Source organism: Streptomyces sp. NPDC017529 (assembly GCF_044329785.1).
GTDB lineage: Bacteria > Actinomycetota > Actinomycetes > Streptomycetales > Streptomycetaceae > Streptomyces.
The window spans coordinates 786,845-811,470 of record NZ_JBIRJY010000001.1; the positions used below are offsets into that span (position 1 = coordinate 786,845).

Consider the following 24,626-nt stretch of genomic DNA (forward strand, 5'->3'; position numbering starts at 1 on the left):
CGCGGTACCGGGCCGCCGGCGCCGGTCACGGCGCGGCGGCCGTGCGGGTCGCGCAGGCCGCCGTGTAACCCTCCGGCACCGACACGTCCGCCATGTGCCAGCCCGGCACCGCGACCGGGCTCGGTCCCGCGCCGACCAGGGTGGTGGTCATCAGGTCGCCCGCCAGGCCGCTTCCCGTGCCCTTCAGGTAGGCCTCCTTGCGCGTCCAGCAGCGGGCGAAGGCGGCGGGCCGCCCGTCCTCCGGGAGGGCGTCCAGCGTCGCGCGCTCCTGCGGGTGGAGCATGCCCGACACCTCGGCCACGGTCCGGGGCGACGCCGGCCTCTCGATGTCCACGCCCACGGGCGTGGGGGCGAACCCCAGCAGGGCCATGTCGCCGGTGTGGGAGAGCGAGAAGTGCAAGGGGATTTCGGCGCCGGCCAGCGCGGGGCGGCCGTGCGGCTCGTCGCAGCAGGGGCAGGGTTCGCGTACGAACCGGAGCTCTGCCGGGTCGCGGTCGAGGTACGCGCCGAGCAGGCGGCGCAGCGCGCCGTGGGAGGTGGCGTACGTGTCGCGGTCGCCGGGCCGTACGAACGCGGCGGTCCGCTTGCGCTCGGTCTCGTCCAGCACGGCGGTGTCGTGCAGCCCGGCCTCGGGCACGGTGCGGACCAGCCACAGCGACACCGGCTGCCCGCCCCCCGCCGGCAGCGGGTCCGGCAGCGCGGCCGCGTCGTACACCTCGGGTATCAAGGCGGGCCGCACGGCGCCACGCTCCTCGCTCGGGGCCCAGGTATCGCCCGTGGTCATCGGTCGCACTCCCTCGTCCTGTTTCTCGCGCGCCCGTCCGGAGCCGGCCGGCGCGGCCGTCCGGTTACGGCCGTACCCGGTGACCGTACCCGGACTGCGGGGCGCGCGCGGCCAACTCGCGCTCCCCGGCGCTCGGAGCGGCCAGGGCCAGGCGGCGGTGGGTACGGCGGAGCATCGCACGGGCGAGGACGGGGTGCACGCGGCGGACCACCGCGAAGTAGAGCCGCCCGCCCGTGTTGTGGGTCCGTACGACCGTGCTCAGCGTCACCCGGCCCTCGTGGCCCGTGGTCCGCTCCCCCGTCCCGGGGCTCTCGACCAGGATCGACGCCCGGAAGTCCAGGTGCCGGGCGTCCTGGCCGAGCAGGATCTCCCCGCCGTCCGCGGTCTCCGCGCGGCCCAGCTCGGGGAACGCGCCGCGCAGCACCCCCTTCCAGGCCGCGGGGTCGCGCGGCATCCCGGGCGGCAGCGGCAGCTGCCAGGCGTCCTGGAAGTCCGTACGGGCGAAGGCATTGCGGGCCAGGCGGGCGCCCGAGGGGACGGCGACGGCGGTGGGGCGCTCCCACAGGAGCCGGTTCAGCAGCCGCACCCACCGCGACCGGCGGGCGGGGGCCCGGAGCGTGCCGGTGGCGGCCAGCTCGACGTTGTCGAGGGCTTCTTCGACGACGGTGTCGTGCAGCCACCGGACGGCGATCGGCCACGCCGCCCGCCGGGCGCCCCGGAACCGCCCCTCCAGGACGTGGGTCACCCGGCAGTGGTCCGCGTCGAGCGGTGTCACCTCGAAGGCGTGGTAGCCGCCTTCGGGGAAGTCGAACCGGACGCGGCGGCCCGGCTCGTAGGCGGTGACGCGGTACCGGACGAAGCCGTGGCCGCCGGTCGCGCCGACGCCCAGCGGGCGGTCGAAGCGCATCGCGGGCCAGCCGGGCACCGGGAAGAGCGGGTCGTCGTCGCCGGCCAGCCGGTCGAGCAGGGCTCCGACCGCCGCGGCGGACGCTCGGACGGTGCGTGCGTGGACATCGTGGACCGTGCGCATCGGGCATCTCCATACGGTGGCGTATGTTCAACCGTACGGTAGCGTACGGACATGGCGCAACGGCGAACGGACCACCCGGCGGACGGCACGGACAACGGCACGCGAAACGGCCGCGAACAGGGCACCGGGGCCGGGCGCGGCAGCCGGGCGGCAGCGAAGAGCGGCGGCACCCGCCGGCGCCTGACCGCCGAGGACTGGGCCGACGCCGCCCTCGCCGCCCTCGGCGAAGGCGGCCTGGCGGCGGTGGCCGTGGAGCCGATCGCCACCCGCCTCGGCACCACCAAGGGCAGCTTCTACTGGCACTTCGCCAGCCGGGACGCCCTGGTCGAGGCCGCGTTGGAACGCTGGGAGCAGTCGTGCACCGAAGCGGTCATCACCGCGGTGGAGGCGGAAACCGACCCGGAACGGCGGCTGCGCGCGCTGTTCGCGTACGCGACCGCGGCGGCGACCGACGATCCCCTGGAAGTCTCCCTCCTGGCGACGGCGGCCGACTCCCGTGTCGCGGCGGTCCTGCGCCGGGTGACCGACCGCCGCGTCGGCTACCTCGCCGGGCTCTTCGCCGAACTGGGCTTCCCCGAGGCCGAGGCACACCGCCGTGGGCTGCTCGCGTACACGGCGTACCTCGGCCACGCCCAGCTGGGGCACGCCGTGCCGCAGAACCTGCCCGGCCGCGCGGACCGCGACCGCTACCTGGACTCGGTGATCGGCACCCTGCTCCACCGGGAGCACACCGGAGCCCGCCGGACCGGCGTCGAAGCGGAATGACCGCTGCCGCGGCCGGCCGTACGGAAAACGACAACCAGGCCGACCACCTGCCCTCCGCCCCCTTATCTCCCCCTGACCCGCCTTCCGCCAACCTGACACCAGGAGTTCATCGACTACACCGACCGCGCAGTCCTCTCTCCGGGGGTCCTCATGACCGAGACGCTGCCCTTCCCGCAGGACCGCACCTGTCCCTACCACCCGCCCACCGGATACCAACCCCTGCGTGAAAAGCGCCCGTTGACGCGGGTGACGCTCTACAACGGGCGCACGGCCTGGGTGGTGACCGGCCATGCCGAGGCGCGGGCCCTGCTCACCGACCCGCGGCTGTCCGCCGACCGGCAGAACCCGGCGTTCCCCGCGCCCGCACCGCGCTTCGAAGCGCTGCGCGCCGTGCGGACACCGCTGCTCGGCGTCGACGACCCCGAGCACAACACGCAGCGCCGGATGCTGATACCGAGCTTCAGCCTCAAGCGTGCCGCCGCGCTGCGCCCGCAGATCCAGCGGACCGTCGACCGGCTCCTGGACGCCATGGAGGAACAGGGCCCGCCGGCCGACCTGGTGCCGGCCTTCGCGCTGCCCGTGCCGTCCATGGTCATCTGCGCGCTCCTCGGCGTGCCCTACGCCGACCACGAGTTCTTCGAGGCCGAGTCCCGCACGGTCCTGCAGAGCACCGAGCCGCAGGGCGCGCTCACGGCGCGCCGGCGGCTGGAGGAATACTTCACGGACCTGGTGGCCCACAAGCGGGAGCACCCGGGCGACGGCCTGCTGGACGAACTGATCGCCGAGCGGCTGGCGACCGGCGAGATGCGGCACGAGGAACTGGTGAGCACGGCCATGCTCCTGCTGGTCGCCGGCCACGAGACCACCTCCAACATGCTCTCGCTGGGCACCTTCACCCTGCTGGAGCACCCGGAACAGCTCGCCGCGCTGCGCGCCGACCCCTCGCGCGTCCCGGACGCGGTCGAGGAGTTGCTGCGGTTCCTGTCGATCGCCGACGGGATGGTGCGGGTGGCGACCGAGGACATCGAGGTGGGCGGTGCGACGATCCGGGCGGACGACGGCGTCATCTTCTCGACGTCGGTCGTCAACCGGGACGGCGCGGCCTACGCCTCGCCGGACACCCTGGACTGGGACCGTTCCGCGCGTCACCACGTGGCCTTCGGCTTCGGCGTCCACCAGTGCCTGGGCCAGAACCTGGCCCGCGCGGAGATGGAGATCGCCTTCACCTCGCTCTTCGCCCGCTTCCCCGGCCTGCGCCTGGCGGTGCCCGCCGCCGAGGTGCCCGCCAAGCCGGGACACACGCTCCAGGGCCTGGTCGAACTGCCCGTCACCTGGTAGCCGTACGGCTGCCCGCGCCACCGTGGAAGTACCCCGAACGAACGGAAGAGAGCCCTATGAAGATCGACATCGACACGTCCGTGTGCATCGGCTCGGGACAGTGCGCGCTGACCGCCCCCGGCGTCTTCACCCAGGACGACGACGGCCTCAGCGCCCTGCTGCCCGGCCGGGAGGACGGCGCCGGCGACCCGCTCGTACGGGAAGCCGCCCGCGCCTGCCCGGTCCAGGCCATTACGGTCTCCGACGACACGCCCTGAGCAGCTGTTCGCGTCCCCGGTTCTGAGCAGCCTGGAGGCCACGTACGGTCGGTTCCGAGTTCACGGACAGCGGCCAGTGAGGGAACGCAGATTGCGCTCCACACCAGGGGGGACGTCATCCCTGCACGGGTGCCGAGCGGTGCGTACCGGGTGGGGCGGGGTGTCGGCCCGTCTCGCCGACGCGGTGTCTGCCCACGCGATGTCGTCCACCACCAGACCTGGCTCGCGGGCCATGGCCGCCGGAGTCACCCCGGTGAACTCCAGGACGTCGCGATGCAGGTGGGACTGGTCGGCGTAGCCGCTGTCCGCCGCGATCCGGGCCGCGTCCTCGCCCGCCGCCAGGCGGCGGACGGCATGGTCGAAGCGGACCAGTTTCGCGGCGCGCTTGGGCGGGAGACCGGTCTGCGCCAGGAACCTGGACCACAGACGTTTGCGGCTCCACCTGACCTCGGCTGCCAGCGCGTCGATCCGGACCCGGCCGCGGCTGCCGACGATCCGGTCCCAGGACCAGGCCACCTGGGGGTCCGCGGACGGCCCCGTCTCTGCCCGGCGGGCGAGCAAGGCGTCCGTCAGGGCGAAACGGTCCTGCCACGAGCGGGCTTCGCTCAGTTGCTCCCGGATCCGTGACGCGCCCCGGCCCCACAGGTCGTCGAGGCTCACCACGTGCTCCAGCTCCGCCGGGGAGGTGCCCAGCGCCGCGTACGCGACCAACGGGGACAGGCGCACCTCCACGCACTCGATCGTCTCGCCCCGCACGCGGAGAGCGCCGTGCGTGAACCCGGCGACAAGGCTGCTCAGCTGCTGCCGGTCCGTGGCGGTATCGACAACGAGCGGACCGCCGCCGAACTCCAGGACCAGTGTGACGGCCGGGTGCGGGACCACCCGCATGTCGACCGGGCCGACGTCGAGGTCGCGGAATCCTGCCAGGCCGACACCGGCTGTCCGGCTGGGCCGTGGCGGTCTGGCCACGGCCCACCTGGCCACCGCCTCACGCTCGCGTCCAGGGCATCGCGTGGATCGCATCACCCCATGCTAAGCGGGGACCGAAGGGAACATTCCTCCAATACGCCGTCACGTGCCGAAGGCGACAGTGGGTCCATGAGCCACAACATTGTCCAGAACGCCTTCCAGGCATTCGCCAGTAACGACCCGGACCAGATCTCCGCGGTCCTCACCGAGGACGCCGAATGGCTGTCGCCCCCTGGGAACGCCACTGCCGCCGCGCTCGGGAGGACCAACCACATGGTGGGCAGGGACGCGATCGTGCGCTTCTTCGCCCAGGACTTCCCCCGCTTGTATGCGCGTGACGTCGCCGTCACCTTCCACGGCGTGCTCGCCGACGGCGAGCGGGTGGCCGTGGAGGCGACCATGACGGCGACGCTCGCCAACGGCAATCCCTACAGCAACGACCACTGCTTCGTCTTCGAGCTGCGGGACCAACTGATCCACCGGGTCCGCGAGTACGCGGACACGGCCCGCGGTCTCCGCATGGTCTTCGGCGAAGTCCCGCAGCAGTTGTCCCCCGATCCGGCCTGCGGACCTACCCCGGCGCCCCCGGCACACGACCAGCCGGGCACCTGACATCGACAGCCACCACACTAAGTGATCACTGGCGGCCAGGTGTCTCCACAGACCCTATGTGCCGCCGACGACCACGGGGAGTTCGAGCATCCCGGTCTTCTCGCGCGTGCTGCGCACCGTCACCGGTTTGATCCCGCGGTTGCCGAAGTACGCGGTGTCGCTGGCGGCCACCACGAAGCGCAGCCGGTGCCCCCGCTCGAAGCGGTGCACGATCGCGGGCAGGTCGACGGTGAACTCCCGGGTGACGTCGGGCACCCTGACCGGGGCCACCTGGCGGTGGATCAGCGTCTTGCCGCCGTTCGGGGCGATGTCGTAGAGCTTGAGGAACAGGACCAGCCGGTCGGCCGCGTCGCCGGAGCCCTGCGTCCGCTCGGCGGCGGGAGAGTCGACTTCGAGGGTGGCCCGCGGCGCGCCGACCACGTCCACGGCACGCCCGCCGACCGGCTGCGACGTCCAGTCCAGGTAGGTGCCCCGGGTGTCGTACGGCTTGCGGTTCGGCAGCTTCAGCAGTTCGGCCAGCGAGCTTTCCGAATGGCTCGACGCCAGCCGCCAGTTGCGGTACTGGCGGCTGCCGGGGACCACGTCCGCCGGGCTGTCCACGAGCCTGCCGTCACCGGACAGGTACAACCGGCGCGGGACGCCGCCGGGGAAGACCTCCGACGTGGCGTACGCCGGCCCCCGGCGCACCCAGTCCCGGTAGTAAGCGAAGGCCGGGCCGGTGTCCGTCTCCCACCTCTGGCGCAGGTAGCGGCCGAACCAGGCGAGGACGCGCCGCCCGACGTAACTGCTCTCGAAATCGCCCTTGGCGAGGTCGAGTTCACCCTCCGCCGGATCGGTCATGCCGCCGCTGTGGCCCCAGGCCTGCCAGATCATCTTCGTTTCGGTGCCCTGCGCCCGGAGGGCTTCGTACGTGGCGGCCGCCTCGTTGAGGTTGAAGAGGGTGTCCGCCTGCCCCTGGACCAGCAGAGTGGGGGCCCGTACCGCGCCGAGGTAGGAGACCGGGGAGAGGCCGCGCAGGTAGCCGAGCACGGCGTCCGTGCGGGCCGCCGGGTAACGCCCCGAGTTCAGCAGTTTCTTGGCCTCGCACGCCCGCGCCACGAAGTGCACGCACCCGGCGCCGCCCTGCCCCGACTTGTCGAGACGCGGGTGGAGCAGCCCCTGCGCCTCGCCGATGAGGTAGAAGCCGTTGGTCCACTGGTACTTGTACACGCCGGGCCACGGGCCGGACGTGCCGGCGGTGCGGTCAGCGCCGTTGGGGGCCATGGAGTAGGCCAGGTCGTGCCAGGTGATCAGCGGGACCAGCGCGTCCACCCGCTGGTCCACCGATGCGGTGGCCAGCTGGATGGCGCCGCCGTACGAGCCGCCGAACATCCCCACCCGCGGGTCCCCCGGGCCGTCCGCGGTGACGAAGTCGACCCGGGTCCCGTCCTTCGCCGGCCGGGTGCCGGCCAGGAAGTCGAGAATCCGGCTCGCCGCCCGCCCGTCGACCTGCGGGTCGTCGAGGGAGATCGGGCAGCCGGTCCGGCCGAAGCCCAGGCCCGAGTAGGCCAGGGCGGCGTAGCCGCGGGAGGCGAAGGCGCGTGCGATGGCGTCCGTGGAGCCGTCCGACTTGCTGCCGCCGAAACCGTTGGTGGTCAGGACGGCCGGGGCCGGGTGCGCGGCGTCCACGCCCTTGGGGCGGTAGAGGTCGGCGTCCAGGGTGCAGTCCCGGCCGCCGGCCCGCACGGTCAGCTTCACGGTCTGGACGGTGTACGGGGGCTTCCCCTTCCGGGCCGCCGCGGCCGTCCCGGCGGCGGTGAGCGGTCCGATGAGGGCGGCGCACGCCGCGAGGCACACGGTGACGGTGACGGGCAGGCGGACGGAGCGGGTGCGCGACGCGCGCCGGACGGGTCGGTACTCGGCACCGGACAGGGCTCGGGACACGCTGGGCACGCAGACCTCCACAACGGCATGCCGTACCAAGCGGTCGGTACCGGCCGGCTCATGGTGTGACACGGGTAACAAACGTGTCAACACTCGCAAAGGGGATTGTCCCCCTGCCCGGCCAGGACCATCCGGACGGCTCCGCCCGTACCACTCGTTGGGCTGCACGAACAGCGGAGCGCCGCCCCGCCGGACCACCCGTACGAGACCGGCGGCAGCGCGGCTGACGGGCGCGGCGGTCGCTCGTTGGAGTGGCGGCCGGCGGCGCACACCCGGCGGTCAGGAAACCGGGGCCACCGTCTTCTTGGCCAGCTCGTACGCCGGGAGCATCTCCTTGTGCTCGGTGTTGTCGAACCCGCCGAGGTGGACGACGGTCGCGCCCTTCGGCGTCACCACCGCGAACGCCCGTTCCTGCTGGGGCTCGTCCCGGATCGGGCTCTTCACCGTGTAGGCGACCTCGGCGGCGGGCAGGTCGCCGGCCTTGATGTCGCTGATCTCCTTCTTGTCGACGCCCTTCTCCTCGGCCGTGAAGGCCTCCAGGACCTGGCGCGGCGACTTCTGCGTGCCGTCCGCGGTCCACACGCGGATGAACCCGATGTTGCCCGCCGGCTTGGCGTCGATCTCGCACGCGCCCCTGACCGACGTACGGCCCATCAGCTTGCCGAGCAGTTCCCCGTCCTCGGCCGAGAGCCCCTTGGGCTTCCACGCCTTCGCCACGTCGAACGACACCGGCAGCTCGCAGGCCGTCCCGGCGGCCCCGATCCGGGTGCCCTTCTTCCACGCGTCGGCGTTGCCGGCCTTCGCCTTCTCGTCACCCTTCGCCGCGTTCGCCGGAGCCGAGGCCGCCGCCGAGGGCGAGGCCTCCTTGGCGGCGTCGCCGCCCTTGTCGGCAGTGGACGAGCAACCGGCGAGCACACCGATCGCGAGCACGGCGGACACCGCGCCCCATTTGCCCTTACGCATACAGGCTTCCCCCCATAAATAGGACTACAGCGCGGTAACTTAACCCGACGACCGTGAAGTGCCCAAACCGTTATGCGAACGGGGAGATTCCCGAGAAATGGCGGTGGTCACGGGCCGGTGCCCCGGGCCCAGCCCTTCTCCAGGGCCTGCCACTGGGCGCGTTCTCGACGGCTCAGCCCCGACGGCGGCACCAGCCGCTCCGGGTGCGCGTCTCCGGGCCCGGTCTCATCCGCAAGGGCCGGCGCCGGGAATTCCGTCACCGAAACGCTCCACCAGCAGCACTGGCCCAAGGCCGCCAGCCCCGACCATGCCGCGTGGACGAAGCGCCACAGACTCCGCCCGCTCCGCATGCTCCGCCCTCCTCGTCCGGCCTCGCGCGCTCCGAGAACGAGCACCGCGTACCGCGCACCGCGTCAGCCGTGTGCAGTATGCGGATCCGTCCTTGAGCGCGCTTGGAGCCCGACGCAGGCGGCTCCTGCCGGCCGGGGGCGGCCGTGCGCCGCTACTTCGTCAAATCCAGTACGGCGACATCCGGTCGGCTGACGCCGAAGGTCTGGGCGTACAGGGAAAGTTCCGCTTCGAGGGCGCGGACGATGGTGTCCTCGCGGCGGAAGCCGTGGCCCTCGCCCTCGAAGGCGAGGTAGGCGTGGGGGGGGCCCTGGCCGGCGACCTTCGCGAGGAACCGTTCGCACTGCGCGGGCGGGCAGACCACGTCGTCCAGTCCCTGGAGGAGCAGGAAGGGCGCGGAGATACGGTCCGCGTGGTGCAGCGGGGAGCGGTCGCGGTAGCGGTCGGGCACCTCGTCGCGCGGGCCGATCAGGCTTTCCAGGTACTGCGACTCGAAGTCGTGGGTGCCGTCCTCGGCCCAGCCCACCAGGTCGAGGACCGGGTAGCTGATCGTGCCGCAGGCGTACAGGCCGGTCGTGGTGAGCGAGGCCGCGGCCGTCCAGCCGCCGGCGCTGCCGCCGCGGATGGCCAGCCGGTGCCGGTCGGCGGTGCCCTCGTCGGCCAGCGCCTCGGCGACGGCCGCGCAGTCCTCGACGTCCACCACGCCCCACTGCTCGCGCAGCCGTTCGCGGTACTCCCGCCCGTACCCCGTCGAACCGCCGTAGTTGACCTCGGCGACGCCGATGCCGCGCGAGGTGAAGTAGGCGATCTCCAGGTCCAGTACGAGCGGGGCGTGGCCGGTCGGGCCGCCGTGCGCCCAGACGACGTACGGCGGCAGCTCGCCGTCGGGCGCACGGTGCCCCGGGCTGTGCGGCGGGTAGATGTGGGCGTGGATGTCGCGGCCGTCGGGGCCGGTGAACGTGCGGATCTGCGGCTCGGGGTAGTGGACGGGGTCCACGGCGTCGGCGTGCCGGGCCGCGATCACCCGGGACCGGCCCGTACAGGTGTCCAGTTCCACGATCTCGTACGCGCTGCGCGGGCTGGCGGCGACGCCGACCACCCGGCTGCCGTGCACGGCCAGCGAGGGCGCCCACTCCGTCCACGGCCCGGCCGCGTCCACCAGTTCGCCGGTGACCGGGTCGAGGATGCCCAGCGCGGTGGCGCCGCGGCCGTGCACCACCGCGATCGTGCCGCCCTCCAGCGGCAGGAACCAGCGCAGTCCGAGCTTCCACAGCGGGCCGCCGAACTCCTCCTGCCTCGGCCGGCACAGGCGCCTGCCCGGCGTCCCGGCCGCGTCCGGGTCGGCGCGCCGCAGCTCCCACCAGCCGTCGGCGTCCGAGACGTACAGCAGCGTGCCGTCCGCGTCCCACTCCACCTGCGCGACGGATTCGCCGGCGCCGCCGGCCAGTTCCCGTACGCCGGTGAACCGCCCTTCGCCGGTGACGTCGGCGAGCAGGACGACCGTGCCGTCCCACGGCATCCGCGGGTGGTCCCAGGCGATCCACGCCGCCCGCCGCCCGTCCGGCGAGACCCGCGGGCCCGTCACGAAGCGGTGCCGGTCGTCGCTCAGCTCGCGTACCGCCGCGCGGTCGCCGGCCGCCGAGCCGTCCAGCGGCACGGCCGCGAACACCCGGCGCAGGTCGGCCGGTCCGGGCCCGGTGAACTCCTCCAGGACGCACCACACCTCGCCGCGGTCCAGGCGCAGCACCGGGTCGGCCCAGCGCAGTCCGCCGCCGACGGGCGAGACAGGGGTCAGGGGGCGGGGCGCCGCCTCGCCGTCCGGCTCGAACACGTACAGCCGCTGGTCGGCGAAGTCGCAGAAGACGGCCACCGTGCGGCCGTCCGTGCCCACCGCCCCGGCCCAGGGCTGGCCGCCGTATTCGATGACCCGGCTGCGCACGTTCCAGGGCGCGGGCAGCACCGGCTGTTCCGTGCCGTCGGAGCGCCTGCGGACCAGCGCGCGCCGGCCACCCTCCGCGGGGCGGGGTTCGGTCCACCACACCTCGTCACCGACCACGCCGACGAACTCGGGGCGGCCGTCGTGCACGGCGACCATCCGGGCGTCTATCGGGGACGGCCAGGCTCCGTAGGGGGCCGTGGTCACCATGGTGGCGTTCCTCCTTAGGCGTGGGAGCCGCTAAGCCTGTCGTACACGGGGCCGGGCATCAACCCGTTCGGTGCGTCACCGTGGTCCGGTGGTGGCCGGAAAGGGACGGTTTCGCGCGGGGCACGCGGGCGGCGTGCTCCAACGTTCCGCCACCTGCTCACGCACGGCCCGGCCGCCCCGTCGTCGACGTCAGGAAGTGGTCCAGGACCCGCACGCCGAAGTGCAGCGCCTCCACCGGGACACACTCGTCGACCCCGTGGAACAGGGCCTGGTAGTCGAAGCCCGGGGGCAGCTTGAGCGGCGAGAAGCCGTATCCGGCGATGCCCAGCCGGGAGAACTGCTTGGCGTCCGTACCGCCCGACATGCAGTACGGGACGACGTGCCCGGCCGGGTCGAACCGCTCGATGGCGGCCCGCATCGCGGCGTACGCCGGGGAGGCGACCGGGGCCTGGAGCGCCACCTCGCCGTGGTCGTACGCCCAGGACACCTCGGGCCCGGTCAGCCGGTCCATGGTGGTACGGAACTCCGCCTCGCCGCCGGGCACCACCCGGCCGTCCACGTGGGCGACGGCGTTGCCCGGGATGACGTTGACCTTGTAACCGGCCTCCAGCATCGTGGGGTTGGCGCTGTTGCGCACCGTCGGCTCGACCAGCGCCGCGGACGGCCCCAGCTTGCTGAGCAGCGTGTCCACGTCGAAGTCCGGCGCGTCCACGTTGGTCTCGATGCCGTGCAGGGCGGCCAGTTCGGTGAGCGCGGCGCGCACGGTGTCGGTGATCCGGACGGGCCACCGGTGCTCGCCGATGCGGGCCACGGCAGCGGCGAGCCGGCTGACGGCGTTGGCGCGGTTGACCTTGGAGCCGTGTCCCGCCTTGCCCTCGGCGGTCAGTTTCAGCCACGCGGTGCCCCGCTCCCCCGCCGCGACCGGGTACAGCCGCATCCCGCCGCCCGCGTGGAAGGTGAACGCCCCCGACTCGCTGATGCCCTCCGTACAGCCCTCGAAGAGGCCGGGGTGGTGGTCGGCGAGGAAACCCGAGCCGTCCACGGCGCTGGCCTCCTCGTCGGCCGTGAACGCCAGCACCACGTCCCGCCGGGGGCGTACGCCGGTACGCGCCCATTCCCTGACGACGGCGAGCACCATCGCGTCCATGTTCTTCATGTCGACGGCTCCGCGGCCCCACACGACGCCGTCCGCGACGTCCCCGGAGAACGGGTGCCTGCTCCAGTCGGCAGGCTCGGCGGGCACCACGTCCAGGTGCCCGTGCACAAGCAGGGCCGCCGCGCCCGGGTCGGTGCCCTCGACGCGCGCGACGACATTAGTACGGCCCGGACTGCGCTCCAGGAGGACGGGCTCCAGGCCGGCTTCGGCGAGCCGCTCCGCGACGTACTCCGCGGCCGGGCGCTCCCGGCAGTCGCCGCCGCCGCGGTTGGTGGTGTCGATGCGGATCAGATCGGACGTGAACCGCACGACCTCGTCGAGGGCCTGCCGGCCCACCGTGTCGTCCGGGCGGTCCGCCATGTCGCCGGCGCTGTCAGCCATATTGCTCCTCCACCGCCGACGACACGACGGTGGTGACCGTCTTGAAGCAGCGGATCGCTTCGTACATGTTCTCGCTGGTATACGCGACGCGGCGCTCCCCGGTTCGCTCGACACCCGGCACACACGTCGCCTGGCCCACCAGGTGCTCGGCGTCGAACTCCATCGCGACGGTGAACGGGCCGCCGTGCACCGGGTCGGTGCGCACCGCGAGCGCCGCCGCCTCGCACGCCGCCGCTCTGATGTCGGCGGCCGTGCGGGCCGGTGTCCGGCACACGGCCGCGTACCGGGACACGTAGTCCTTGACGGCCACGGCCCGCGCCCGGGGCGCGTACCCGGCGGCGTCCTCGCAGGTCCGGTCGTCGCCGGTGACCAGCACCACCGGCACCCCGTACTCGGCCACCACCAGCGAGTTGAGGTACCCCTCGCTGGCCCGTGTGCCGTTCACCCACACGCCGGTCAGGGAGTTGGCAAGGTACGTGTGGGCCAGCACGCCCTCCGTTCCGGCGCCCGTGTGGTACCCGACGAACGCGACGCCGTCCACGTCGCCGTACTGGACGCCCTCGACCATGCTGAGCGCCTTGTGCTTGCCGCTGAGCAGCTGCGCCCGCTCGTCGAGCTGCTCCAGCAGCAGGTTGCGCATGGACCAGTGGGCCTCGTTGACCAAGACCTCGTCGGCGCCGCCGTCGAAGAACCCGGCGATCGCCGCGTTGACGTCCGAGGTGAACACCGGCCGGAACCGCTGCCACTGGGCGTGGCCGGGCAGGACGTCGTCCGGCCACGTCACCCCGGTGGCGCCCTCCATGTCCGCGGAAATGAGGATCTTCACCATGCACCCGTCCCATCGCAGGCAGGAGGCAGTCCGCTCCCGCACGGCTCCGGCGGGCCGCGCCGTGGCGCACCCCGCCGGGCAGGCTTCCCACCATAGCCAGGACCGGCCGCCGCGCTCCCGGCCTCGGCACGAGTGCGCCCGATCGCCGCAACCCGGCACCGGGCGCCGCGCCACACCCCCGTGGCGGCACGGCGCCCGTCCCGGGACTCAGCCCTGGGCGGCCGGGCGGGGCGGCATCCAGTGCCGGACCTTGAAGCCGCCCTTCGCCAGGGTTTCGAACGGGGCGCTGCTCTGGCCCCACTTCCCGTCCACGTGGTGGCCGGCGGAGAACGTGCCGCCCGCCTTGTCGGCGAAACCGCGTGCGTCGAAGGCGAAGTGGACGTCGTCGCCCGGCCGGCGCTTCAGCTGGCCCGCCCCGGTGAGCGACGGTTCACCGGTGGTGCTGCCGGCGGCCAGGGGTGCCGGGACCGGTGCCGTCGCCGCCGGAGCCGCCATCGCCGGGACCTGTATGCCCAGTGTCAGCGCGGTCCCGGCGCACAGGGCCAGGGCCGCGGCCGCGGCGACGCGAAGGGGACGGGAACGGAGCATGCTTCCTCCTGGGGCGTGGGCGTCCGGTGGCGGACCACCGGCCGGCCGGCTGTCCGGCCGTGCACCACGGTGCCGTCCGCCGCTCTCGCCCCACATCGCGCTCGGGGCCGGGCCGCCTCCGCCGTACGGGGGAAGCACGGGGGTACCCACGGCCGATGCGCGGTCGGCCGCGGGCCCTCGGAGGCCGTTCCCCGGCGCCCGGACCGTCCGTACCGGCCGGGCAAAAACGTTACGTCCGACCGTCCGCCGCCCCCGCCACCAGCCAGTTCGTGGGAATCTCGATCCGCGAGCCGTCCGCCCGGTACTCGGTCGTCATCAGCGGCAGCCGGCCGGTGGCGATCACCCGCAGGCCGTAGGCGGCCAGCAGCTCGGGGACGACCGAGTCGGCCATCTCGCCGGGCGCGATGCCGTGCGCGAGCACGGCCAGCAGCTTGCCGGGCGGGCCCTCGGGGCTCTGGGCCAGCGACACGAACACGTCCCTGGACGCCTCGGCCGGTTCGACGGCGAAGATCCGGCCACGGCGGCCCAGCAGCGTCGCGATGTTCTCCACGATCCGGGGCCGGTCCTTCGGCACGCACTGGTGGAGCACGCCGCGCAGGTACACGTTGGCGTCGCCCAGCTCGCCGTGCAGGGCGCGCACGGCCACCGGGTCGGCCGCGTCCAGGCGCCGGTACTCGGCCGCCCCCGACGGGTCGTCGGCGCGGGCGCGCCCGACGGCCGCCTCCGAGAGGTCGACGCCGATCGCGCGGGGGTACCGCCCGGCCAGGAAGCGGGTCTGGGTGCCGTTGCCGCAGCCCAGGTCGACGACCGGGAGCGCGGCATCGAAGTGGTCCGCGAACAGCGGCAGGTGGAGTTCGGCCGTCAGTGACGGGTCGGAGTCCCAGAAGACCTCGCCCTCGCCCTCCGGCGCGTCACGCCAGAAGCCTTCCCAGGCCCGCAGATAGTGGCTTGAAGCGCTCATGGCCAATTGCTACTGCCGCACCCGGCCTCCCGCAAGCCCGGCAACCGTTCTTTCACGCGGTGTTCGAGCCCCGCGTACGCCCGTTGCGCGGCTGGTTGCTTCCCGTACGCGGCAGGTTCTGCTCGAACCAGACCGTCTTGCCGGTCGCCGTCCGGCTCGTGCCCCACTCCCGGGCGAGCCTGCTGACCACCCGCAGCCCGCGCCCGAACTCGTCGTCGTCCTTCGCGCTCAGCATCTGCGGCAGCGCGTGGTCGTCGTCCGAGACCTCGCACAGCAGCGCTTCCGTCCGCACCAGCCGCAGCAGTACGTGCTGGGTGTGCGCATGCCGTACCGCATTGGTGACGACCTCGCTGACGAGCAGCTCGGCGGTCTCCGAGGCCGCCGCGAGCCCCCAGCGCGCGAGCTGGCCGCGGACCAGCCGGCGGGCGCGGGCGGCCTCCCGCGCCTCGATGGCCAGCCGCCACTCGGCGACGTCCTCGGGCGCGATCCCGTTGAGCCGCGCCATCAGCAGCGCCACGTCGTCCTTGCGGCCGCCGCGCACGTTCAGCGCGCGGATGATGGCGTCGCAGGCGTCGTCCATGGACGCGGCCGGGTGGGCGGCGGACTCCGCGAGCGCCGCCAGGCCCACCCCTATGTCCTCGCCCCGCACCTCCACCAGGCCGTCCGTGCACAGCACCAGCCGGTCGCCCGCCGCCACCGGGACCGTGACCGCCTCGAAAGGCACCCCGCCGACGCCGACGGGCGCACCGGTCGGCAGCTCCAGCAGCTCGCTGCGGCCGTCCACGGCCCGTACCAGGACGGGCGGGATGTGTCCGGCGTTGGCGATCGTCAGCTGCTGCCCGATCGGGTCGTAGACCGCGTACAGGCAGGTCGCGAGGTAGTTGTCGCCCAGCCGCTGCGCGAGGTCGTCCAGGCTGCGCAGCAGCTGGGCAGGGTGCATGTCGATGGCGGCCATGGTCTGCACGGCCGTACGCAGCTGGCCCATCATCGCGGCCGAGTTCAGGCCGTGCCCCATCACGTCGCCGACGACGAGGGCGGTGCGCGAGCCGGGCAGCTTGATGGTGTCGAACCAGTCGCCGCCGACCCGGCCGAGGCGGGCACCGGGCAGGTAGCGGGTGGCCGTGTCGCAGCCGGCCATGCGCGGTTCGATGTGCGGGAGCATGCTGTCCTGGAGCGTCTCGGCGACGTTCTCCTGGTACGTGTACATGCGGGCGTTGTCCAGGACGAGGCCGGCGCGGGCGGCCAGTTCGGCGCCCGTCACCCGGTCCATGTCGTTGAACTCCATGCGCTCCGGGTGGCGCAGCAGGATCATGAAGCCCAGCACCACGTTGCGCGCCTTGAGCGGCACCACCAGCAGCGACCGCCGGTTGATCAGCGGGCTGATGTCCCGCTTCTCGAACTGCGCGGCGATCGCGTTCCCCAGCTCCTCGCTGATGCGCGGGATCAGCACCGGCTCGCCGGTGGTCATGCACTGGAAGAACGGCGTGTGCACGGGGAAGGGCATCGACTCGCCGACCGGCACCACGTCGTCCCACCGGCCCGGCTCGTCGTTGTGCTCGACCGCGACGCGGTGCCACATGGTCGTGGCGTCCGGCGGGCCGTCGGGGAACCCCTCGCCCGCGATGACCTGTTCGCGCAGGTAGGTGCCGGCCACGTCGGTGAAGCGCGGCACTACGGCCTCGCTGACCTCCTGGATGGTGTGGGACAGGTCCAGGGACGAGCCGATCCGGCCGCTGACCTCGTTCAGGAACTCCAGCCGCTCGCGGACGGCGGCGTATTCGAGGTCGGACTCCAGCTCCGCGGCGGCCTCGGCGGCGGACTGCGCGTCGGCCCCCGGGTCCTCTGCCGTCCGCAGCAGCCGGGCCCGCCGCTCCACCCGGCGCGGCACGCCCCAGTCCGGTGTGACGGGGAAGCGCGCCTGCTGGCTGATCTCCAGCACCGGATAGCCCAGCTCCAGCACCTGGGAGACGATCCGGGCGCTCTCCCGGGGGCTCATGCTCGGCAGGATCTGCGGCAGTTGGGCGGCCAGCACCTCGGAGCCCTCGAAGTCCGTGTGCAGCGCGAAGCCGGGCGCGAACCGCTCGTCCTCCCCGGTGCCGGTGCCTTCCGCATCGCCGTGGCCGTGCAACTGGTCGGCGTCCGCCGCCAGCACGAGGAGCCGTTCCGCGCCGGGGCCGACCAGCGGGTACGCCCACCACAGGATGTCGACCGTGCCGCGCTCCACGTCCGCCATCCGGGCGCGGCCCGCGGTGGGGTAGCCGGACCGGCCGCCCAACGACGCTTCCAGGTCGGGGCCGTTGCACCGCTCGCCCTCGGGGGCGCCGCCCCAGCCTGGCCCCGACCACTCGTCCTCGCCCAGCGCGCCGGAGACCGGCATCAGGTCGACGGCGGGCGTCCCCACCGCTTCCTCCCTGGCGGGCCCGAAGAGCCTGCGCGCACCCGTGCTCCAGTGGGAGACCAGTCCGTCGGCGTCCACCAGCACGACGGCGAGCGGTATCCGCCCGGGCACGGTGTCCCGTGGCGCCGGCACCCGAGGCACCGCGCCCACCCTGTCGTCGCCGTGCGACGGGCCACGCTCCATGGGCGGTTGCTCCTTCGTACACCGATCTTGCACCACCGCTACCACGGTACGACCGCGGGGTGACAGTGCGGGCGGCATTCACCGAATAGGTGGTGCGCCCCGCGTGAACGACCATGGCGCAAGCCGATCGGTCGTTCCGCCCGCCGGGGCCGCCTCCCCCGGGCCGCCGGCACCGGCCGCCGCGTACGGAACACGCCGCCCCGGATACGGTCTTGCGCGCGCCCGTATGGTGAGGGCGTGACCGGACGGACCGAGCAGGTGACCGAACGGACCCGGCGGACCAAGGCCTCCCGCGGCGGGCGGCGGGCGGGCCCCGCACCGGACGTCTTCGCCCCGCGCGGCGGCAACGACCAGGCCGAAGGCCCCGTGCCGCTGCACCGGCTCGACGTTCCGGCCCCCCACCTCCTGCCCTTCGCCATCGGCTCGTTCGACACCATCGGCCCCCTCTCGCGGGCCGGCTTCCCGCACCGGCACTCCTTCCACGAGATCGTGTACGTGACGGGCGGCGCCGGCACCCACGTCCTCGACCTCGCCCGCCTGCCGCTGCGCCCGCCCCACCTGTGCTTCATCACGCCGGGCCAGGTGCACTACTGGGACCGCGTCTCCGGCCTGCGCGGCTGGGTGATCCTGTTCACCGACGACTTCCTGCTGGCCCACCCCGGCGACCGGGACGCGCTGGCGGAGCTGGGCGAACGCCCGTGGATACACCCCGGGCCCGGCGACGCGGCGCGGCTGACCGGCCTGGTGGGCGAGATGCTGCGGGAGTACGGGGAGCGGGCGCCGTCGTTCGTCTCGGTCCTCCAGGCGCAGCTGCACATCCTGATCGCCCGCGCGTTACGGCTGTCCGCACCGGACGGCACGCCGGGCCCGCGCGGCACGGGCGGCGCAGGCGGGTCGGGCGAGGCGGGCGGCCGGCCCGCCCTGGTGGCGCGGGAGTTCACCCGGCTGTTGGCACAACACGGCCCCGGAGGCCGCACCGTCCGTTCCTACGCCGACGAACTGGGCGTCTCTGTAGGGCATCTGGCCGATCTGGTCAAGCGCAGCACCGGCCGGACTCCGGGCGCCCTGATCCGGCACGCGCAGACCGTGGAGGCCAAGCGGCTGCTGTCCGGTACGCAGCTGACCGTGGCCCAGGTGGCCCGGCGGACGGGCTTCGCCGACCCGGCGTACTTCTGCCGCTTCTTCCGCAGGGAGACGGGGCTGAGCCCCGGCGACTTCCGCCGCACGGCGGGCGGCACCGGAGGAATTCACCATGACCCCCGCGCCGAGTCCATCGAAGCCCCGCCGCGGCCCGAATAGCGTCTGTCGCCGTCAGCCAGCCCCACCGGCGAGGACGGCACCCGGCTCCTGCCACCCCGTACCGGGGCCCTCCTCGCCCCCTTCCCCCGGCTCAGGAGCGCACGATGGAAGACGGACGCACAGACGGCACCGACAGCGCCGAGAGAGACACCGACGGCGGTACACGCAGAGGGATCACCCGTAAGAACGTGCTCAGGGCGGCCGTCGCGGCGGTGCCGCTGCCGCTGCTGCTCGGCGGGGCCGCCCTGGCCCGCGACACGAAGCCCGCCGAGGGCGGCACGCTCACCCCCACCCCGTACTGCGAGGACACCGACGACCCGACCCCGTCCCAGACCGAGGGCCCGTACTTCAAGCCGAACTCGCCGCTGCGGGACTCGCTGATCGAGGCGGGCACCCAGGGCACGCGGCTCACCGTGAGCGGCTACGTCTTCGGGCTGACCTGCCAGCCGCTGTCCCGCGTTCTGCTGGACTGGTGGCAGGCGGACGCCAACGGCGCCTACGACAACGCCGGGTTCCGGTTCCGCGGGCACCAGTTCACCGACGCGCGCGGCGCGTTCAAGCTCACCACGATCGTGCCGGGCCTCTACCCGGGCCGCACCCGGCACCTGCACGTCAAGGTCCAGGCACCGAACCAGCCGATCCTCACCACGCAGCTCTACTTCCCCGGCGAGCCGCGCAACAACACCGACCCGATCTTCAACCCCGCGCTGCTGATGAATGTGCGGCAGAACGGGCAGACCAAGGAGGCGACGTTCGACTTCGTCCTCCGGGTGAAGGGCTCGCCCTCCCCCACCCCGACGCCCACGGGCAAGCCGACCGAGCCCGGCGGCAGCTGGGCCGCCGGCACCGAGTACCGGGCGGGTGACCAGGTCACCTACGGAGGCGCCTCGTACGCGTGCCTCCAGGCGCACACGGCGCGCGACGGATGGGAGCCGCCGGCCGTACCGGCCCTGTGGCGCCGCACCTGATCCGGGACGGCGGAATGCCGTCCTCCGGGTGTCCGGCGCCGGGCGGGCGTGCGGTCAGTCCTCGTACCCGAGCTGGAGATCGTGCTCGGTACGGCCGGCGCCCGCGACCTGGAGGACGGCCGCCACCGGCGGGTAGCCCGCCGCGACGACGGTGTACTCGCCGTCCGGCAGCTCCACGAAGCGGAACCGCCCGTCAGGGCCCGTGGTCGTGGTGTCCATGACGCTGTCGTCCGCGTCCAGCAGTGTGACCCGGGCGTTCTCGACGGGGTGCCCGCCGCCGGCCCGCACGGTCCCGCGCAGCACCGTGCCGCCCGACAGCTCGACGTCCTGCCGGGTCTCCCGGTCCGCCCGCACGGCCACCGGCAGCGCGGTGGGCCGGTAGGTGGGGGCACTGGCGGCGAGGGTGTACGCGCCGACCACCACTTCCGGGAGGACGTAGCCGCCCTCGCGCCCGCTGCGGGTGGTGGCGGCGACGTCGCCGCGCTCGTCCGTGAGCGTGACCACGGCGTCGCGTACGGGCGTGCCGTGGGCGGTGGCGACGGTGCCGGCCAGCCGTCCGGCGCCGCCGAGCACCACGTCGACGCCGAACGCCCGGTCGCCGACGGTGACGTCGACCGCCTGCGGCTGGTGTCCGCCGGCGGCCGCGACCAGCACGTACGAACCGGCGCCCGGCGCGCCGAGGGTGTACCGGCCGTCCTCGCCGGTCGTCCCGCGCGCCACCTGGCGGCCACCGGTGTCGATGAGCGTGAGAGTGGCGCGGGACACCGGACTGCCGTCGTGGTGCCGGGCCTCGCCGTACACCTCGACGACGGGGCCGGACCGGCGGCCGGAGTGCGGCGGGCGGTCCGGGCCCCGGCGCTCCGGCGGGCAGGGCCCGGCCACCGTCCCGGTGCGGGCCTGCGGCAGGGAGACCTTCTCCCAGGGCGGTGGGGCCGCGGGGGCGGAGAGGTACGGGTCCCACGGTTCGTCCTTCAAGAAGACGGCGAGCAGCAGGCCCAGGAGAAGGGCGGGGAGGAGGAAGAGGAAGACGCGCGGTACGAAGTCCGCGTAGCCGGCGGCCGGGCTGTCGCGCAGCGCGTCGGGCATGGCGCCGACCAGCCTGGGGACCAGCGATTCGGGCACGGCGGCCCGGTGTGCGGACGCCGGCGGGCCGCCGAGGTGCCCGGCCAGCCGGTCGGCGAGGAAGGTGCCGAAGAGGGCCGCGCCGACGGTGCCGCCGAGCCGCCGGAGCGTGCCGTGGGTGCCGGCGTCCGCCGTCGCGGCACCGGCGGCGGGTCCGGTGCGGCGTACGGAGTCGCGTACGGCCAGCACGAGCGCCGGCAGCACGCAGCCGATGCCCAGGCCCAGGGCGGCCGTGCCGAGGCTGTGGGCGGGCCGCCCGGCGTCCTGCGGCACCCGGCACAGCAGCCACATCGCACAGGCCGCCAGCGCGCAGCCCAGCACCGCGCACCCGCGGTGGCGACCGGTGCGGCGGACCAGGTGTCCGCAGCCGGTCGCGCCGAGCGCGAGGCCGCCCGCCAGCGGCAGCATCAGCAGCCCGGACCTGGTGGGAGAAGCGCCGTCGGTCACCGGCAGGAAGGTCGGCAGGTACGCGGCGGCGCCGAAGAGCGCGACGCCCAGGGCCGCGCCGACCAGCCCGGGGACGGCGAACACCGTGTCGCGGAAGCGGCGCAGCGGCAGCAGGGGGTCGGTGACGAAGTACTCGACGGCGACGAACATCAGGCCGGTGCCGAGCACGCCCAGCGCGAGCCCGAGCACGGTCCGCGAGGTCCAGGCGTACTCCGTACCGCCCACGCCGGCCAGCAGGACGAGGCCGGTGGCGAACGCGGCGAGCAGCAGCGCGCCGCCCGGGTCCGTCCCGGGGCGCACCGCGGGCCTGGGCGGCGTCGGCACGAAGGCGGCCACGATCAGCGCGAGAACGCCGAACGGCGCACCGGCGAGGAAGCACCAGCGCCAGGAGGCGTGGTCGGTGAGGTAGCCGCCGAGCAGCGGGCCGGCCGCGCAGGCCAGCGCGCAGGCGGTGCCCAGCAGCGCCAGGGAGCGGCCGCGTACGCGCGGCGGCACGAGGCCGGTGACGACCGCCTGGACGCCGATCACCAGTCCGCCCGCTCCGGCGCCCTGGAGGGCGCGGAAGGCGGTCAGTTCGGCCGTCGAGTGCGACCGGCCCGCCAGCACCGAGCCCGCGGTGAACAGCAGCGCCGCGAGGACGAGCGCGGCCCTGCGGCCGAACGCGTCGCCCAGCTTGCCGTGCAGGGGCAGTCCGGCCGCGGCGGCGAACAGGTAGGCGGTCACCACCCAGGTCACCGGGGCCGGGCCCGGCAGGTCGCCGTCGATGCGCGGGAGCGCGGTGACGGCGATCGTCTGGCCGAGGGCCGCGGCGAGCGCGGCGGACAGCAGGCCGAGCAGGAGCGCGCGCGTCCCGCGCGTCCAGCGGGGCCGGCCGTCGTCGTCCGCGTCCTCCCAGGCCGCCCGCGCGCCCGGTACCGCCGCCCACCGCCCCTGTTCGGTCAGGGTGGTCCCGCCCACGTACTGCTCCCCTCGTCACGCCTGCGCCGCCGCCCCTTTCTCGCACCGGGCGACAAGGCGTTCAAGCGCGGCGAAAGGCGGCGCGGGAGGCGGGTCCGGGGCCAACCGCGGTGCCCGGGGCGGCCGCCGGGCGCCCATCAGGGGTTTCCCGGAGGAGGCGGGACGTTCCGGCACGGACGACGCGGCGACGGAAACCACCCGAACCGGTGAGCTTGCCGCGACCGTTGATGGTCGCGGCAGGCCCGTGCGGCGGCAGGCGGGAACGCCGCGCTACTTCTCCGTCTCCTTGGCGAGGTTGGCGAGCAGCGCGTCGTAGATGCGGCCCAGGCCCTTGGGCGCGAACGCCCGCTCGAAGAAGCCGCCGACGCCGCCCGCGCCCTGCCAGGTCGAGGTGACCACGACGTTGGCGCGGCCCTCGCCCGCCGGGGTGACCACCCAGGTCGTCACCATGGAGGAGTTGCGGTCCTTCTCCACCAGCTGCCCGTCGGTCGGCTCGTCGACCTCCAGCAGGCAGTCGCGCACCCGCTTGCTCGTGGCCTGGAGCTTCCAGTGGACGAGGGTGCCCTTGCCGTCGCCGCCCTCGCGCACCTCGTACTCGCTGAAGTGCTCGGGCAGCAGCTTTCGGCGCGTACCGCTGTAGTCGGCGAGCGCGTCGAACACGTCCTCCGGGTCCGCCGCGATCTCGCGCTGCGTGGTGGCCTCGACCTGGCCCATGTGTCTCTTCCTCCGGTGCTCGTCTGCTGTTCCCGCGGCCCGCGGGGCGTACCGGCCCCGCGCCGTGCCGCAGGAGCACCACCTTAGGCGCGGCCGGGCCCGCGCATGCCCGTGCGTCCAAGTGGCCCGGGCGGAGAATCCGGCCGGGCACTCCGCCGCGCTCTTCGGCACGGAAGCCGTCAGCCGCGCGGTCGGCACCCCGGAACCCCGGGGGATCACCTTCCACGAGGTACGCGCCCGGTCGATCGTCAACCGGGTCCCCGGCACCTCCCGGATGCCGTTCGAACGAACGGTGAACCCCTACCGTGACTGCGGTCACGCCTGCGTCTACTGTTTCACCCGCAAAACCCACACCTACCTGGACCTCGACACGGGCCCGGGCTTCGACTCGCAGATCGTGGTGAAGGCCAACGCGCCCGAGCTGCCGCGCGCGACGGTACGGGCCGTCGCGGCGGCCGGCGCGGCCTCCGAGGCGCCGCTCGTCCTGCACCTGCGGCCCGGCGCCCGCGAGTGGTTCATCGCGTGGCCGGCACGGCACCACCCGTATCCGGTGCGGCGGTACGAGCGGATGTACGCGGACGGCGCGTACGCCCCCAAGTAGTACCAGCGCCGGATCACGCGCCAGGCGCACGAGCTGGCGGCCGCCTACGGCATCGGCCCCGCGCGCCCCGGCGAGAACCGCCGCATCTCCGAACCGACGGCCGGCCCGCCCGCTCATGGCCCCGCCCGCTCCCCCGGTTCCTCCTGGACGCCGAGGCGGGCCAGGGAGGCGGCGGCCGCCGCCGCCAGGCGGGGGTGGTCGCGGGCCGCGGTGAGGGCCGGGACCGCGCGCCGGTCGCCCAGCGCGCCCAGGCCCTCCACGCAGGCGAGCGCCACCCGCCAGTACGGGTTGTGCGGGGTGAGCAGCCGTTCCAGGGTCGCGATCAGGGCCGGTACGGACTCGGGGGCGCGCAGCTCGGCGAGCAGCCGTACCGGGTGCAGGGCGTAGGCCGTGCGCAGCGGGTTGGTGGCGAGCGCGGCGGCGGCGCGGGCGGTGCGCGGGTCGCCGAGGCGGCCGAGGGCGTGTGCGGCGGTGGCGCAGCGGACCGGGTCGCGGTAGTTGAGCAGCAGGACGAGCGTCTCGAAGGCGCGGCGGTCGCCGGCGGTGCCCAGGACGAACGCCGCGATCTCGCGTGCCCACAGGGGGCGCTCGACGGCGGTGAGCACCCGGGCCAGTTCCTCGCGCCCCGCCGGGGTGTTCTTGCGCGCCAGCCCGAGGAGCCGCTCGTAGGCGACGAGGTCCTGCGGGGAGCGGAGTTCGGCACGCACCCGGTCCGTCAACTCGTGGAATTCGTCTTCCATTTGCCGCTCCCCTCCCGCGGATTTCTCACGGTACGTGCGACGTGGCCCGGGCCACAGCCTAAATCCCCGCGCCACCCCTGGCGCTCCTGGTTACCGGCGAGTTAATCTGCTGGGCACGGGCAGCACCCCTGCCCGGGCGGCCTGGTG

General features: G+C 74.0%; 21 protein-coding genes and 1 pseudogene. 7 read left to right on the forward strand and 15 right to left on the reverse strand.

Annotated elements, in window-relative coordinates:
- Positions 1-25 precede the first annotated feature (25 nt).
- Together ACH4K4_RS03090 and ACH4K4_RS03095 are read right to left on the reverse strand one after the other, a co-directional pair.
- Positions 26-784: a 4'-phosphopantetheinyl transferase family protein gene (locus tag ACH4K4_RS03090; protein ID WP_398164361.1), complete on the reverse strand. Its 759-nt coding sequence runs from the start codon at positions 782-784 to the stop codon at positions 26-28.
- A gap of 64 nt (positions 785-848) precedes the next feature.
- A complete protein-coding gene (locus ACH4K4_RS03095) occupies positions 849-1,814 on the reverse strand; it encodes a DUF2867 domain-containing protein (protein WP_398164362.1) in 966 nt (321 codons plus the stop codon).
- Between the two features lie 51 nt (positions 1,815-1,865).
- Between ACH4K4_RS03095 and ACH4K4_RS03100 the strand changes: the two genes are divergently transcribed.
- The 3 genes from ACH4K4_RS03100 (at position 1,866) to ACH4K4_RS03110 (ending at position 4,174) form a co-directional block, all read left to right on the forward strand.
- Positions 1,866-2,579 (forward strand): TetR/AcrR family transcriptional regulator, encoded by a 714-nt coding sequence (locus tag ACH4K4_RS03100; protein ID WP_398164363.1) that lies wholly within the window; start codon positions 1,866-1,868, stop codon positions 2,577-2,579.
- A gap of 150 nt (positions 2,580-2,729) precedes the next feature.
- On the forward strand, positions 2,730-3,917 hold the full coding sequence (locus ACH4K4_RS03105) for a cytochrome P450 (RefSeq protein WP_398164365.1): 1,188 nt from the start codon (positions 2,730-2,732) through the stop codon (positions 3,915-3,917).
- 56 nt (positions 3,918-3,973) lie between these two features.
- Positions 3,974-4,174, forward strand: a complete 201-nt coding sequence (locus ACH4K4_RS03110) for a ferredoxin (RefSeq protein WP_398164367.1) — start codon at positions 3,974-3,976, stop codon at positions 4,172-4,174.
- Positions 4,175-4,234: 60 nt separating this feature from the next.
- Here ACH4K4_RS03110 and ACH4K4_RS03115 read toward each other — a convergent pair whose 3' ends face one another.
- Positions 4,235-5,197 carry a helix-turn-helix domain-containing protein gene (locus ACH4K4_RS03115; protein ID WP_398164369.1) on the reverse strand — a complete coding sequence of 321 codons (963 nt, stop codon included), beginning with the start codon at positions 5,195-5,197 and terminating at the stop codon, positions 4,235-4,237.
- A gap of 75 nt (positions 5,198-5,272) precedes the next feature.
- Between ACH4K4_RS03115 and ACH4K4_RS03120 the strand changes: the two genes are divergently transcribed.
- Positions 5,273-5,755: a nuclear transport factor 2 family protein gene (locus ACH4K4_RS03120; RefSeq protein WP_398164371.1), complete on the forward strand. Its 483-nt coding sequence runs from the start codon at positions 5,273-5,275 to the stop codon at positions 5,753-5,755.
- A gap of 54 nt (positions 5,756-5,809) precedes the next feature.
- Here ACH4K4_RS03120 and ACH4K4_RS03125 read toward each other — a convergent pair whose 3' ends face one another.
- From ACH4K4_RS03125 to ACH4K4_RS03165, 9 genes are all read right to left on the reverse strand, one after another.
- Complete coding sequence (locus ACH4K4_RS03125; protein WP_398164373.1) at positions 5,810-7,687, reverse strand: CocE/NonD family hydrolase; 1,878 nt, start codon at positions 7,685-7,687, stop codon at positions 5,810-5,812.
- Positions 7,688-7,957: 270 nt separating this feature from the next.
- A complete protein-coding gene (locus ACH4K4_RS03130; protein WP_398164374.1) occupies positions 7,958-8,641 on the reverse strand; it encodes a lipoprotein in 684 nt (227 codons plus the stop codon).
- 107 nt (positions 8,642-8,748) lie between these two features.
- Positions 8,749-8,991 (reverse strand): DUF6059 family protein, encoded by a 243-nt coding sequence (locus ACH4K4_RS03135; RefSeq protein WP_398164375.1) that lies wholly within the window; start codon positions 8,989-8,991, stop codon positions 8,749-8,751.
- A gap of 152 nt (positions 8,992-9,143) precedes the next feature.
- Positions 9,144-11,135 carry a prolyl oligopeptidase family serine peptidase gene (locus ACH4K4_RS03140; RefSeq protein WP_398164377.1) on the reverse strand — a complete coding sequence of 664 codons (1,992 nt, stop codon included), beginning with the start codon at positions 11,133-11,135 and terminating at the stop codon, positions 9,144-9,146.
- Between the two features lie 157 nt (positions 11,136-11,292).
- A complete protein-coding gene (locus ACH4K4_RS03145) occupies positions 11,293-12,672 on the reverse strand; it encodes a M20/M25/M40 family metallo-hydrolase (protein ID WP_398164378.1) in 1,380 nt (459 codons plus the stop codon).
- Positions 12,665-13,498 carry a M55 family metallopeptidase gene (locus ACH4K4_RS03150; protein WP_398164523.1) on the reverse strand — a complete coding sequence of 278 codons (834 nt, stop codon included), beginning with the start codon at positions 13,496-13,498 and terminating at the stop codon, positions 12,665-12,667. Before ACH4K4_RS03150 ends, ACH4K4_RS03145 begins: the two co-directional genes overlap by 8 nt.
- A 210-nt stretch (positions 13,499-13,708) precedes the next feature.
- Positions 13,709-14,089, reverse strand: a complete 381-nt coding sequence (locus tag ACH4K4_RS03155) for a hypothetical protein (RefSeq protein ID WP_398164379.1) — start codon at positions 14,087-14,089, stop codon at positions 13,709-13,711.
- A gap of 229 nt (positions 14,090-14,318) precedes the next feature.
- Positions 14,319-15,050, reverse strand: a complete 732-nt coding sequence (locus ACH4K4_RS03160) for a class I SAM-dependent methyltransferase (RefSeq protein WP_398164381.1) — start codon at positions 15,048-15,050, stop codon at positions 14,319-14,321.
- A 52-nt stretch (positions 15,051-15,102) separates the two neighbouring features.
- Positions 15,103-17,631: a SpoIIE family protein phosphatase gene (locus ACH4K4_RS03165; protein WP_398164383.1), complete on the reverse strand. Its 2,529-nt coding sequence runs from the start codon at positions 17,629-17,631 to the stop codon at positions 15,103-15,105.
- Positions 17,632-18,003: 372 nt separating this feature from the next.
- Between ACH4K4_RS03165 and ACH4K4_RS03170 the strand changes: the two genes are divergently transcribed.
- On the forward strand, positions 18,004-18,930 hold the full coding sequence (locus ACH4K4_RS03170) for an AraC family transcriptional regulator (protein ID WP_398164524.1): 927 nt from the start codon (positions 18,004-18,006) through the stop codon (positions 18,928-18,930).
- A 104-nt stretch (positions 18,931-19,034) separates the two neighbouring features.
- A complete protein-coding gene (locus ACH4K4_RS03175; protein WP_398164384.1) occupies positions 19,035-19,898 on the forward strand; it encodes a carbohydrate-binding protein in 864 nt (287 codons plus the stop codon).
- Between the two features lie 54 nt (positions 19,899-19,952).
- On the opposite strand, the gene ACH4K4_RS03180 is transcribed toward ACH4K4_RS03175, so the two are convergent.
- Both ACH4K4_RS03180 and ACH4K4_RS03185 read right to left on the reverse strand, forming a co-directional pair.
- Positions 19,953-22,424: an MFS transporter gene (locus ACH4K4_RS03180; RefSeq protein ID WP_398164385.1), complete on the reverse strand. Its 2,472-nt coding sequence runs from the start codon at positions 22,422-22,424 to the stop codon at positions 19,953-19,955.
- Between the two features lie 270 nt (positions 22,425-22,694).
- Positions 22,695-23,138: an SRPBCC family protein gene (locus ACH4K4_RS03185; protein WP_398164386.1), complete on the reverse strand. Its 444-nt coding sequence runs from the start codon at positions 23,136-23,138 to the stop codon at positions 22,695-22,697.
- Between the two features lie 121 nt (positions 23,139-23,259).
- On the opposite strand from ACH4K4_RS03185, the pseudogene ACH4K4_RS03190 reads away from it, so the two are divergent.
- A pseudogene (locus ACH4K4_RS03190) lies at positions 23,260-23,862 on the forward strand (radical SAM protein); the annotation flags it as partial.
- Here the strand turns inward: ACH4K4_RS03190 and ACH4K4_RS03195 are convergent.
- On the reverse strand, positions 23,853-24,479 hold the full coding sequence (locus ACH4K4_RS03195; RefSeq protein ID WP_398164387.1) for a HEAT repeat domain-containing protein: 627 nt from the start codon (positions 24,477-24,479) through the stop codon (positions 23,853-23,855). The pseudogene ACH4K4_RS03190 and the gene ACH4K4_RS03195 overlap by 10 nt on opposite strands.
- Positions 24,480-24,626 lie beyond the last annotated feature (147 nt).